The sequence below is a fragment of the Streptomyces sp. NPDC020884 genome (genome assembly GCF_044333935.1).
Lineage (GTDB): Bacteria > Actinomycetota > Actinomycetes > Streptomycetales > Streptomycetaceae > Streptomyces.
In genome coordinates, this window is record NZ_JBIRRY010000009.1 from 359,082 (window position 1) to 371,418 (window position 12,337).

Genomic DNA, 12,337 nt, shown 5'->3' on the forward strand with positions numbered 1-12,337 from the left:
TGCACCGGCCCCTCGTCGTCCCCTTCGTCCCCGTCCCCGGGGCTCCGGTTACTCGGTCTTGATCGCCGTCAGCATGTTGAGCTTCGCGGCGCTGCGGGCGGGCCACAGCGAGGCGAGGACGCCCACCAGGGCGGCGAGCAGAAGGAAGACGCCGAGCCGGTCCCACGGGATGACCAGGGCGTAGCCGGGGATGTCGGCGGACAGGGTCTGACCGATCGCCCAGCCGAGGAAGACGCCGAGGCCGACCCCGATCACCGCGCCGAAGACCGAGATGACGACGGCCTCCAGACGGATCATCCGCTTGACGCGGCCCCGGTCGAGACCGATCGCGCGGAGCATCCCGATCTCCTGCTGCCGCTCGAACACCGACATCGCGAGGGTGTTGACGACCCCGAGGACCGCGATCAGCAGGGCCATGGCGAGCAGCCCGTACATGATGTTCAGCGCGGTGTTGATGAAGCCGCCGAACATGTCACGGATGTCCTGCCGGTCCATGACGCTCATCGCCGGGTTGTCGCCGAGCGCGTTCACGATGGACTGCTCGTTGGCCTTGCTCGCGCCGCCGTCCGCCTTGATCCAGATCTCGCGGATCTCGGGGCGCGAGGTGGTGCTGTGCGCGTCCGCCAGCTCCTTGGGGATCACGAAGGTCGACAGGAAGTCGTTCTCCTTGTAGACCGCCCCGATGGTCAGCTCGCCCTTCTTCTCGTCGTCGAACTTCACCGGGACGGTGTCGCCGGTCTTCCAGCCGTTCGACTTCGCGGTCTTGGAGCCGACCGCGACCTGGCCCTCCTTCAGCGAGGCCAGCGAACCGGATTCGGTCGTCAGCGAGAAGACCTGCTCCACGTCGCCGGGGGTGACGGCGGAGGCCGAGAAGTGCTCACCGTCGGCCTCGAACCAGGCCGCCTGCTGCGGGGAGAGCGCGGAGACGCCGTCGGCCTTCGCCAGCGCCTTGAGCGCGGACGGGTCGAGGGAGTCGCCGCTGGCCATCGAGACCATGTAGTCGGCCTTGATGTTGTCCGTGGTCATCTTGTCGATGGCCTGGCCGAGGGTGACGCCGAGCACCGAGATGCCGGTGACCAGGGTCAGTCCGATGGCCAGCGCGGAGGCGGTGGCTCCGGTACGCCGCGGATTGCGGACCGCGTTCTGCGAGGCCAGCTTCCCGGAGACGCCGAACACCTTCTTCAGCAGCGGCCGGACCAGGGCGATGACCGGGCGGGAGAGCAGCGGGATCAGGATGATCACGCCGATCAGGGCGAAGAACGCGCCGCCCGCGACCAGCTGCCTGCCGGACGTGCCGCCGGCCGCCGCGCCGCCGACGATGCCCGCGGCGCCGAGCAGCGCGATCACCGCGCCGATGGAGTTCCGTACGACCAGGGACTTGGTGGAGGCAGCGGAGTGCACGCTGCTCATCGCGGCCACCGGGGCGATCTTCGCGGCCCGCCGGGCGGGCAGCCAGGCGGCCAGCAGGGTGATCAGGATGCCGACCGCGAGGGCCGAGCCGACGGCGGTCGGCGAGACGATCAGGGGGCCGGCGGGGATCTTGCCGCCCAGGAGCCCCATCGCGGAGCGCAGTCCGGTGGCGAGGCCGAGGCCGAGGGCGAAGCCGATGACGGAGGCGAGCGTGCCGACGACGGCGGCCTCCATCAGCACCGAGCGCTTGACCTGGCGGCGGGAGGCTCCGATGGCCCGCATCAGGGCCAGCTCACGGGTCCGCTGGGCGACCAGCATGGTGAAGGTGTTGGCGATGAGGAAGATGCCGACGAACAGGGCGATGCCCGCGAAGGCCAGCAGCATGCCGTTGAGGCCGGACAGCCCGCTCTCGATGTCCTTCGCCTGCTGGTCCGCCAGCGCCTTGCCGGTCTGCGCGGTCGCGTCCTCGGGCAGCAGCGGAGTGATCTCGTCCAGCAGCTTCTGGTCGGAGACCGCGCCGGCGGCGGTGACGGTGGCGTCCTTGAAGACGCCGGGCTTCAGGTAGAGCTTCTGGGCGGTCGGGGTGTCGAACAGCACGAGGCTGCCGCCCGCGTTGACCGCGCCGTCCTCGGTGGTGAAGATCCCGGAGAGGGTGTACTCCTTCACCGGGCCGTTGGTGGCGACCCGCACCGGGTCGCCGACGCGGTACTTGCCCTTGCTCGCGGTGTCCTTGTCGAGCGCGACCGAGCCCTTCTCCGCCGGGCCCGAGCCGTCGGTGAAGACGTAACTCGCGTCCTTGCCGTCCTTGCCGGGGGCGAAGTTGGCGCCGGTGTTGGACCAGCCGTTGCCGATCAGCTTGCCGTCGGGGTCGGCGACCCCGGCGAAGCCGTTGACCCGGCCGGTGGCGGAGGCGACGCCGTCCAGGCCCCGGATCTTCTCCAGGGTCGCCTTGTCGATGCCGGCGGTCTTCTCGTCGCGCCCGCCGGCGTACGTCTCCACGGCGACGGCGACGTCGTCGTAGCTCTTGGCGGACTGGTTGCGGAAGGCGTTGCCGAGGGTGTCGGTGAAGACCAGGGTGCCGGAGACGAACGCTACGCCGAGCATGACGGCGAGCACGGTCATCAGCAGCCTGGCCTTGTGCGCGAGCACATTGCGCAGGGCGGTACGGAACATGTCTGTGTGTCCTGGGATGGGTTCCGGAAGGGGGTCGGGGACGCGGGGGCGGCGGGCCGGGGTCCGGCGGGCCGCTCGCGTCAGCTCGTGCGGCCCTTCGCGTCGAACGCCTTCATCCGGTCGAGGACGCCGTCGGCGGTCGGGTGCATCATCTGGTCGACGACCGCGCCGTCCGCGAGGAAGATGACCCGGTCCGCGTAGGAGGCGGCCACCGGGTCGTGGGTCACCATCACCACGGTCTGGCCCAGCTCGCGCACCGAGTTGCGCAGGAAGCCGAGGACCTCGGCGCCGGAGCGCGAGTCCAGGTTCCCGGTCGGCTCGTCACCGAAGATGATCTCGGGCTGCGAGGCCAGGGCGCGGGCCACGGCGACGCGCTGCTGCTGGCCGCCGGAGAGCTCGGTCGGGCGGTGCTTCAGCCGCTCCGAGAGCCCCACCATGTCGATCACCTTCTGGAGCCACGCGGCGTCGGGCTTGCGGCCCGCGATGTCCATCGGCAGGGTGATGTTCTCCAGCGCGGTGAGCGTCGGCAGCAGGTTGAACGCCTGGAAGATGAAGCCGATCTTGTCCCGGCGCAACTGCGTGAGCTGCTTGTCCTTCAGCGTGGACAGCTCGGTGTCGCCGATGCGCACCGAACCGCTGCTGAAGCTGTCGAGGCCGGCGACGCAGTGCATCAGCGTCGACTTGCCGGAGCCCGACGGGCCCATGATCGCCGTGAACTCGCCCTGCGGGAAGTCCACGGTCACCCGGTCCAGGGCGATGACCTGCGTCTCGCCCTCGCCGTAGACCTTCGACAGCTCCGTGGCGCGGGCAGCCACCGCGGTGGCGCGGTGAACGGTGGGGGTGGTGGTCACAGGGACGCTCCTGATTCGGATGATGCGGATACGCGGGATACGCGGGATACGCGAGAACACGGACGCCTGGCCCGTGCTGGGGCGGGCGCTGACGCCATGCCCCGGGGACTTACTCCATCGTTACGTCCCGATCGCGCCCGGTCGTCACTCCCGATGCCCGTTCCCGTGGCCCTCTTGAGTCGCATCGGGGGCCTGGATCCGTCCTCCTCGGGTATGACACCGACCCTGACCGGAGTCGTGGCCGCCACCTCTCCGTCACTCTGCGTGAGCGCGGCAGGGTGCGGTCGGGCGGGCCGCCGCGGCAGCCCGCGCGGCGGCGGGCGCGCCGTCCCGCGACGACGCGGGACCCGAGGGTGGCGGACACCCTGGCGAAGCCTGGCGCGGACCTGGCGCATTGGGCCGTACGAGTGCGGCGACTTTCCGTCATTCCCGTTCGGCGCGTCGACCGCCCGAGATCGGCCGCGGGCGTGCGGTCAGACCGGCCCGATGTGCTGACGGACCCTCAAGCGGTCAATAAAATAAGACAACATCGCGCCACTGTTCCGCTGATCGAGGGACGTCCCCGGATAGGGTCGGTAGCCAAACGCGGAGCCGCGCGGCACGCCCGGATGGTGGAACGTAGACACGGCGAGCTTAAACCTCGCTGCCCCTCGGGGGCGTGCCGGTTCGAGTCCGGCTCCGGGCACCACGCACCGCACCGTGCGTGACCCGGACGGCCCTGAGCGCGACCGGCGCGACGACGCCGCCCCCCGGCCCCGGGCACCTGGCCCCGGACGCCTCCCGAGGGACCTCGTGGCAGACCGCGCCAAAGATCCTCCCCTGGCACTAGGGTGATTCTTTTGCCTACCCATTACTCTTGTGGCAAGGCCACGCAGTGTGGCCATGGAGGAGTGAGATGAGGAGCAGCAACCCGGTCTTCTCGCGACGGGGGTTCAGCCGCGACAACGGCCACGCGGGCTTCAACGCGGCGCCGCAGGCCGGGGCCCCCGCGACGGGAGCCAACCCGTACGCACAGGGCACCGCCGCCAACCCGTACGCCACCAACCCCTACGCGCAGACGGACACCCACGGCGCCCCGCAGGCGCCCACCCGTCCCGACGCGATGACCATCGACGACGTGGTGACGCGTACGGCGATGACGCTCGGCACCGTGATCGTGGCCGCCGCCATCGCGTGGTGGGTCATGCCGGTCGACCGGGCGAACCTGGGCAGCGCCTATGGCGTGGCCATCGGCGCCGCGATCATCGGCTTCGTCCTGTCGCTGGTCAACTCGTTCAAGCGCCGGCCCTCGCCGCCGCTGATCCTGACGTACGCGGCGTTCGAGGGTGTCTTCCTCGGCATCGTCAGCAACATCGTCAGCATGTACGTCGCCCCGGGCGCCGCGATGCAGGCGGTGATCGGCACCATGGCGGTCTTCGCCGGTGTGCTGATCGCCTACCGCACCGGACTGATCCGGGTCACGCGCCGTTTCTACGGCTTCGTGATGGCGGCCGCCATCGGCTTCATGCTGCTGATGATGGTCAACCTCCTGTTCGCCGTGTTCGGCGGCGGGGACGGCCTCGGCTTCCGCAGCGGCGCCCTCGGCGTCGTCTTCGGCATCGTGGCCATCGTCATCGGCGCGTGCATCCTCGCCCTGAACTTCAAGCAGGTCGAGGACGGCATCGCGTACGGCGCTCCGCGCGAGGAGGCCTGGCTCGCCGCCTTCGGCCTCACCGTGACCCTGGTGTGGATCTACATCGAGATGCTGCGCCTGGTCGCGATCCTCAGCGGCGACGACTGACCGGCCGAGCAGCACCCGTCACACCCGTGACACCGGAACGGCCCGCAGGCATCACGCCTGCGGGCCGTTTCCGCGTTCCGGTGCGGGCGCACCGGGCGGGCCGGGGTCACAGCAGCTTGCGTGCGGCCCGCCTGAGGTCGTGCTCGTGGATGATCGCCTTGGCGTGGCCGTAGGCGAGGTCGTGCTCGCCGCGCAGCCAGCTGACCTTCTCCTCGAAGCGCACGAGGGAGGGGCCTTCGTCGACGGTGCGGAGCCAGTCGGAGATCCCACGACCGGTGCATTGGGGGATCCGGGAGAGCAGGTTGCGGTGGGTTTCTTCGGAGAAGACAGGGGACATCGGCGCCTCCGACGCAGTGCGCGTTGCTGTTCCTTCCCGACACCGTGCCCGAGCGGACGGCCGTTGGCAACCATGCGGGAGGGGGCGCGTAGGGTCGGCCGGGTGCTCGATACGACGCCCCTGATCCTGGCCGTGGACCGTTTCGCCGACCGCCTGCGCTCGGCCCCGCAGAGCCGCCTGCAACGCGGTGCGGCAGCCGAGGCGCTGGCCGCCGCCCGCGAACTCGCGGTGCGGGCCCAGCGTCTGGAGCATCCGGACGCCGAGCCCCGGGAGCTGCCGGACGCCGGGATGTTCGCCGTGGGCGACCAACTCGCCGTCGCCGGGCGGGATCTGGCCGTGGCACTGGAAACGGCCCCGTCCCAGGAGCTGGACGAGGCCGTGCGATACGTCGGGGAAGCGGCGGCGCGGGCTTTCGCGTGATGCGTGTGAGCGGCCCGCGCCCGGCGGTCAGAACGAGGCGATGACGCGGTCGGCGAGGATGTACACGTTGTCCTCGCCGCAGGAGAAGGTCAGCGCGTAGGCGCCCGAGACGCCCGAGCCGCCCAGCAGCACCGGCTGCCGGCCCGCCCGCAGCGCGTCGGCGAGCCGCTCGGCGGTCTCGCGGTGGCCGGGGGTCATGCAGAGCGTGGTGCCGTCGGCGAAGACGTACACATCGAGGGTGCCCAGCGGGCCGGGCCGTACGTCGGTCAGTTCGGTCGCGGTGTCGGCCAGCTCTTCGAGGCGGCTCACGGTGCGCTCGTGGTCGGTGACCACGGGTGTCTGCACGGGGACGAAGTCCGGGTGCGAGGGGTGGCGGCGGCGGGCGGCGGCCAGCTCGGGGGAGTCGTCGGGGAACTCCGCGAGCTCCGGGAGGTCGGTCAGCTCGCCGACCTCGTGCTCCGCCAGGGTCCGCTCGCTCAGCTCCGCGAGCTCCTCCATCGCCTCGGCCGCTTCGAGGTCCATCGACTCCAGACCGGCGAAGTCGGCCTGCCGGGGCAGGTAGTAGGGGGCGTCGTCGCCGAGACCGGACAGGCCGCCCAGCAGGGACGGGGCGTCGGCGGCGTCGCGGGCCTCCTGGGCGGCCCAGAAGGCGCGCGCCTCGGCGAGCTCGCGCTCCCGCTCCTCGGCGAGCGCTTCGGCGACGGCCGCGCGTATCTCCTCGGCGGGGGTGGCCGTACTGCGGCTCTGTGGTGGCACCGATGCGCTCAGGGCGTGGCCGGCGGCCAGCTCCGTGCGCAGAGCCGTGACCTGCTTGCGCAGCCCGTGAGCGGCGTGCAGTGCGGCGGCGCCGACGGCCGTGGCAGCGGCGGTGGTCAGCAACAGGGCAAATGACATGGCGCTCACTGACATACTCCCGGTTTCTATCGATACCCCCGACTTCCTACATCAGCTTGGCCTGTACCGGTACGTGCTGTCAGTGCATTACGTCACGAAATGGACAGGTCTTTCGGTCCGATGTTTAGCCCCATATGGCAGGTGACCTGCGGAAACGACTCTCCCCCGGGACGCAGATCACATCCTGGGGGAGATTCGGTCACGGTCGGAGCTCGGTGGGGTTCGAAACCCCCGCCGCGCGGGAGGGGAGCGGGCCTCCGCTGCGGCTCGGCTCGGCTCGGCTCAGCTCAGCTCAGATCAGCTCAGCCGCTCGATGACCATCGCCATGCCCTGGCCGCCGCCCACGCACATCGTCTCCAGGCCCCACTGCTTGTCGTGGAACTGGAGGCTGTTGATCAGCGTGCCGGTGATGCGGGCGCCGGTCATGCCGAAGGGGTGGCCGACCGCGATCGCGCCGCCGTTGACGTTGACCTTGTCCAGCGGCAGGCCGAGGTCCCGGTAGGACGGGATGACCTGGGCGGCGAACGCCTCGTTGATCTCTGCGAGGTCGATGTCGTCGACGGTCAGACCGGCCCGCTTCAGCGCCTGCTTGCTGGCCTCGACCGGTCCGTAGCCCATGATCTCGGGGGAGAGGCCGGAGACGCCGGTGGAGACGATCCGGGCCAGCGGGGTCAGGCCCAGCTCGCGCGCCTTGGTGTCGGACATGATCACCAGGGCGGCCGCGCCGTCGTTGAGCGGGCAGCAGTTGGCCGCGGTGACCAGGCCGTCGGGGCGGAAGACCGGCTTCAGGCCCTGCACGCCCTCCAGGGTGACGCCCGCGCGCGGGCCGTCGTCCTTGGCGACCACGGTGCCGTCGGGGGTGGTGACCGGGGTGATCTCCCGCTCCCAGAAGCCGTTCTTCAGGGCTTCCTCGGCGAGGTTCTGCGACCGTACGCCGAACTCGTCCATGTCCTGGCGGGTGACGCCCTTGGTCCGGGCCAGGTTCTCCGCCGTCTGCCCCATCGAGATGTACGCGTCCGGGACGATGCCGTCCTCGCGCGGGTCGTGCCAGCTCGCGCCGGACTCCTCGGCGCGGGCGGCGGTGCGCGCCTCGGCCTCGGCGAACAGCGGGTTGTGCGTGTCCGGCCAGCTGTCGGAGTTGCCCTTGGCGAAGCGGGACACCATCTCGACGCCCGCCGAGATGAAGACGTCGCCCTCGCCCGCCTTGATCGCGTGCAGCGCCATCCGGCTGGTCTGGAGCGAGGACGAGCAGTAGCGGGTGACCGTACAGCCGGGAAGGTGGTCCATCCCCAACTGCACGGCGATGATGCGGCCCAGGTTGTTGCCCTGCTCGCCGCCGGGCAGGCCGCAGCCCAGCATCAGGTCGTCGATGTCCTTCGGGTCCAGCTCGGGGACCTTGGCCAGCGCCGTCGCGATGATCGTTGCGGTCAGGTCGTCCGCGCGCAGGTCCTTCAGGGACCCCTTGAAGGCGCGGCCGATCGGCGAACGGGCGGCAGAGACGATCACGGCTTCGGGCATCACGCGGCTCCAAGGGGCTGGAAGGCTGTGTGGACGGCGGAACTCCTCTGGAAGTTACCCGGACGTATCGCCGGGGTCACCCGGCAGGCCGTGTGATGCGGGACTCTTTTCTAAGCGCTTGCTCAGGACCGCCGGGCCGCGGCTGCTCGCCGCCGAGGGCCTGGTGGTCCTGGTGCCGCACCGGGGCGCGCTGGTGGCCCCCTTCACCCCCACCGACGTACGGGACCTCTTCGACGTACGCGAGTCGCTGGAAGCCCGTACGCACGGCTGTTCCGGCTCACCGCCCAGCGGGACGCCGACCAGCAGTGCGCCGAGCACGAGGAGCTGTACGAGGCCATCGCCGCCCGGGACGCGGACCGGGCGGCCGCCCCGGCGCACCAGCACGTGGCGAGCGGCCGGGCGGCCGGCAGGGAGCCGGCCGCCCGCTGGTCGCACCCCGAGGTCGACTCACGCGTGCCCGTGCGCGGCGTCCGGGTGCGTGTGCGGGGTGGGTTCGGTGGAGGCGGGCAGCCGCCGCCGCCTGCGGTGCTTGAGCAGAGCCCAGGGAGCGCGCGCCCCCGTGACCTCCGTACCGGCCTCCCGGGCCGCCTGGGACGCCGCCTTCGCCACCGGGAGGATGTCCTCGCGACGGGCGCCGTCCAGCCGGTCGGTCTCCGGCCACAGGCCCAGCACCGCGCACAGCGTCGGCAGGACCGCCATGGCCGCCGTGGCGTAGCCCTCGGCGGAGGGGTGGTAGTTGTCCGGGCCGAACAGCTCGCGCGGGTTCGCCGCGAACTCGGGGCCCAGCAGGTCGCCCAGCGACACCGTGCGCCCGCCCTGTTCCACCGTCCCGATCGTCTGCGCGGCCGCCAGCTGCCGGCTCACCCGCCGGGCCAGCCAGCGCAGCGGCTGGTAGACCGGCTCCAGCGTGCCCAGGTCCGGGCAGGTCCCCACGACCACCTCCGCCCCCGCCGTCCGCAGTCTGCGCACCGCCGTCGTCAGACAGCGCACCGACTGGGTGGCGGGCATCCGATGGGTGACGTCGTTCGCCCCGATCATGATCACGCAGACGTCCGGGGTGCGGGCCGGATCCGCGAGCAGCAGGGACACCTGCCGCTCCAGATCGTCCGACCGCGCCCCCGGCAGGGCCACGTTCCGCAGGTCCACCGGCCGCTCGGCCACCGCCGCGAGCCCCGAGGCGAGCAGCGCCCCCGGGGTCTGCCCGGCCCGCCGCACGCCCTGACCCGCGGCCGTCGAGTCCCCGAGCAGCCCGAGCCGCAACGGATCTGACGGCCCGGCGAACGCCACTCCGTACCGCCCGTCCGCGCTCGGCGGAACCGGTGCCGTACCTCCGCCCACCTGCCTCTTCGCGAGCTGGACCTCCGCCAGGAACACGCCCACGGCCGCCGCACCGATCAGTCCGATGCTGCCACCGCCGTAGGCCGCGCCCGCCGCGATCCGCCGTGCCACCCTTGCTCTCGACACAGTCCGGTCCACCTCCTCCTCGCCGTACCGCCGTACATCTACCTACCTGCCCCGCGCGGGGCACCGAGTACTCCTTCCCGTACGCAGAGTCCGTCCCGTACGCATACTCTGGGCCGGACCATCTCGGAGATCCCGGAGTACACGGTGCAATTCCACGATTCGATGATCAGTCTTGTCGGCAACACCCCGCTGGTGAGGCTGCGCAACGTCACGGCAGGTATCCAGGCGACCGTCCTCGCGAAGGTCGAGTACTTCAACCCCGGCGGGTCCGTGAAGGACCGCATCGCGCTGCGCATGATCGAGGCGGCCGAGCAGAGCGGGGAGCTGAAGCCCGGCGGCACGATCGTCGAGCCCACCAGCGGCAACACGGGTGTCGGCCTCGCCATCGTCGCCCAGCAGAAGGGCTACAAGTGCATCTTCGTCTGCCCGGACAAGGTGTCCACGGACAAGATCAACGTGCTGCGCGCGTACGGCGCTGAGGTCGTCGTCTGCCCCACCGCCGTCGACCCCGAGCACCCGGACTCGTACTACAACGTCTCCGACCGGCTGGTCACCGAGACGCCGGGCGCCTGGAAGCCCGACCAGTACTCCAACCCGAACAACCCCCGCTCGCACTACGAGACCACCGGTCCCGAGCTGTGGGAACAGACCGAGGGCAGGATCACGCACTTCGTCGCGGGCGTCGGCACCGGCGGCACGATCAGCGGCACCGGGCGCTACCTCAAGGAGATCAGCGAGGGCGCGGTCCAGGTCATCGGCGCGGACCCGGAGGGCTCGGTCTACTCCGGCGGCTCCGGGCGGCCGTATCTGGTCGAGGGCGTCGGCGAGGACTTCTGGCCGAGCGCCTACGACCGCACCGTCACCGACGAGATCGTCGCGGTGTCCGACAAGGACTCCTTCCAGATGACGCGCCGGCTCGCCAAGGAGGAGGGGCTGCTCGTCGGCGGCTCCTGCGGCATGGCGGTCGTCGGGGCCCTGGAGGTCGCCAAGCGGCTCGGCCCCGAGGACGTCGTCGTGGTGCTGCTCCCCGACAGCGGGCGCGGCTACCTGAGCAAGATCTTCAACGACGAGTGGATGGCCGACTACGGCTTCCTGGAGAACACCGGCACCTCCGCCAACGTCGGTGCGGTCCTGGACTTCAAGGAGGGCCCGATGCCCTCCCTCGTCCACATGCACCCGGAGGAGACGGTCGGCGACGCGATCGAGGTGCTCCGCGAGTACGGCGTCTCCCAGATGCCGATCGTGAAGCCGGGCGCGGGCCACCCGGACGTGATGGCCGCCGAGGTCATCGGGTCCGTCGTGGAGCGGCAGCTGCTGGACGCGCTGTTCACCCAGCGCGCCTCGCTGACCGACCCGCTGGAGAAGCAGATGTCGGCCCCGCTGCCGCAGGTCGGCTCGGGCGAACCGGTCGAGGACCTGATGGCCGTGCTCAGCGGCGCGGACGGGGCCGACGCGGCGATCGTGCTCGTCGAGGGCAAGCCCAAGGGCGTCGTGAGCCGGCAGGACCTGCTGGCGTTCCTGGCCAAGGACGCGGGCACGGCGAAGGCCTGACGGTTCGGAGGCGGGGCTCCGGCCGGGACCTGACAGTCCGGAGGCCGAGCTCCGGCCGGGACCCGACGGCCCGGGAATCCGGCCTTCGCGAAAACGGTACGAGCGCGTCACGTCCGCGCAGCACCCGCTTAACACGGCTCCGGCACATTGGTGGGTGTCGGCAGGGAAACCCGCCGGCGCCCAGAACGGCGACACCGGACTACGGAGCGGCTCCCGGACCTCCACCGTCGCCCGGACGCGGGTATCCGGCCCTGACCCGGACCGCGTCCCTCGCGGGGACCGTCGTCGTCCCGCCCCCCGGGCAACCGGGGGTGCGGCGGTCCCCGCGACATACTTCCGCAGACAGCGGCGCGGCCGGACTCCCCCGTGGGTCCGGCCGCGCGGTCTTGTTCTGGGCCTCAGCCCTTCCAGTCCGACGGCGCGTGCTCCTCCCGGCGGCGGAACAGCCCGCCGCCCCGCGCCGCCTGGAACGCGTTGACGCCGACGATCCCGAGCCAGGCCACGACCAACCCCTCGATCCCGGCGTTCACGACGCCGATCGCGGACAGCGGGACCGCCAGGATCAGCGACACGATCCCCAGACCGTGCCGCTCCCCGAAGCTTCCCGGCTCCGCCGGACGCGCACCCCGGGCGACGCTCATCTGCTGCTCGGCGAGCTGCCGGCGGACCCGGCGGTCGAGCGTGGTGTCGAGCCGCTGCTCGACCTTCTCCAGGAACGACTCGATGAGCGCGGACTCGTACTCCGCGCCCAGCTCGCCGCGGGCCTGGAGGGTGGCGGCGAGCTCCTTCTTGAGCTCGTGGTCACGGGCTTCCATGCCGACCACGGTACGGAGCCGGGAGGCCGCGGACAGTGGGGCTAGCCCCCGGGTTCCGTGGGGTTAACCCCCCTCCCGGCCACCTCCTGCCCCACCCCTGCATATGGACATACAGCGACCTTCC

At 71.3% G+C, this 12,337-nt stretch carries 10 protein-coding genes and 1 tRNA gene; 4 read left to right on the forward strand and 7 right to left on the reverse strand.

The features are described from left to right. Positions 1–48 precede the first annotated feature (48 nt). Together ACH4UK_RS27305 and ACH4UK_RS27310 are read right to left on the reverse strand one after the other, a co-directional pair. Positions 49–2,583 carry an ABC transporter permease gene (locus tag ACH4UK_RS27305; RefSeq protein ID WP_398360489.1) on the reverse strand — a complete coding sequence of 845 codons (2,535 nt, stop codon included), beginning with the start codon at positions 2,581–2,583 and terminating at the stop codon, positions 49–51. 80 nt (positions 2,584–2,663) lie between these two features. Further along, complete coding sequence (locus ACH4UK_RS27310; RefSeq protein WP_398360491.1) at positions 2,664–3,434, reverse strand: ABC transporter ATP-binding protein; 771 nt, start codon at positions 3,432–3,434, stop codon at positions 2,664–2,666. 602 nt (positions 3,435–4,036) lie between these two features. Here ACH4UK_RS27310 and ACH4UK_RS27315 point away from each other — a divergent pair. Both ACH4UK_RS27315 and ACH4UK_RS27320 read left to right on the forward strand, forming a co-directional pair. Further along, positions 4,037–4,122: transfer RNA gene (locus ACH4UK_RS27315), tRNA-Leu, on the forward strand. 207 nt (positions 4,123–4,329) lie between these two features. Then, positions 4,330–5,214, forward strand: a complete 885-nt coding sequence (locus ACH4UK_RS27320) for a Bax inhibitor-1/YccA family protein (RefSeq protein ID WP_398360493.1) — start codon at positions 4,330–4,332, stop codon at positions 5,212–5,214. 106 nt (positions 5,215–5,320) lie between these two features. On the opposite strand, the gene ACH4UK_RS27325 is transcribed toward ACH4UK_RS27320, so the two are convergent. Continuing rightward, positions 5,321–5,551, reverse strand: a complete 231-nt coding sequence (locus ACH4UK_RS27325; RefSeq protein WP_398360495.1) for a DUF4287 domain-containing protein — start codon at positions 5,549–5,551, stop codon at positions 5,321–5,323. A 102-nt stretch (positions 5,552–5,653) separates the two neighbouring features. On the opposite strand from ACH4UK_RS27325, the gene ACH4UK_RS27330 reads away from it, so the two are divergent. Next, entirely contained in the window at positions 5,654–5,971 is a 318-nt protein-coding gene (locus ACH4UK_RS27330) for a hypothetical protein (RefSeq protein ID WP_398360497.1), read from the forward strand. A 27-nt stretch (positions 5,972–5,998) separates the two neighbouring features. Here ACH4UK_RS27330 and ACH4UK_RS27335 read toward each other — a convergent pair whose 3' ends face one another. From ACH4UK_RS27335 to ACH4UK_RS27345, 3 genes are all read right to left on the reverse strand, one after another. Further along, entirely contained in the window at positions 5,999–6,865 is an 867-nt protein-coding gene (locus tag ACH4UK_RS27335) for a hypothetical protein (RefSeq protein ID WP_398360499.1), read from the reverse strand. Between the two features lie 297 nt (positions 6,866–7,162). Beyond that, positions 7,163–8,383, reverse strand: a complete 1,221-nt coding sequence (locus ACH4UK_RS27340) for an acetyl-CoA C-acetyltransferase (protein WP_398360501.1) — start codon at positions 8,381–8,383, stop codon at positions 7,163–7,165. A 447-nt stretch (positions 8,384–8,830) separates the two neighbouring features. Beyond that, positions 8,831–9,832, reverse strand: coding sequence for an SGNH/GDSL hydrolase family protein (locus ACH4UK_RS27345; protein ID WP_398360644.1), 1,002 nt, complete (start codon positions 9,830–9,832; stop codon positions 8,831–8,833). Between the two features lie 159 nt (positions 9,833–9,991). Here ACH4UK_RS27345 and ACH4UK_RS27350 point away from each other — a divergent pair, with 159 nt between their 5' ends. Then, positions 9,992–11,398, forward strand: coding sequence for a cystathionine beta-synthase (locus tag ACH4UK_RS27350; protein ID WP_398360503.1), 1,407 nt, complete (start codon positions 9,992–9,994; stop codon positions 11,396–11,398). Between the two features lie 398 nt (positions 11,399–11,796). On the opposite strand, the gene ACH4UK_RS27355 is transcribed toward ACH4UK_RS27350, so the two are convergent. Beyond that, positions 11,797–12,213, reverse strand: coding sequence for a hypothetical protein (locus ACH4UK_RS27355; RefSeq protein WP_398360505.1), 417 nt, complete (start codon positions 12,211–12,213; stop codon positions 11,797–11,799). Positions 12,214–12,337: the final 124 nt, after the last annotated feature.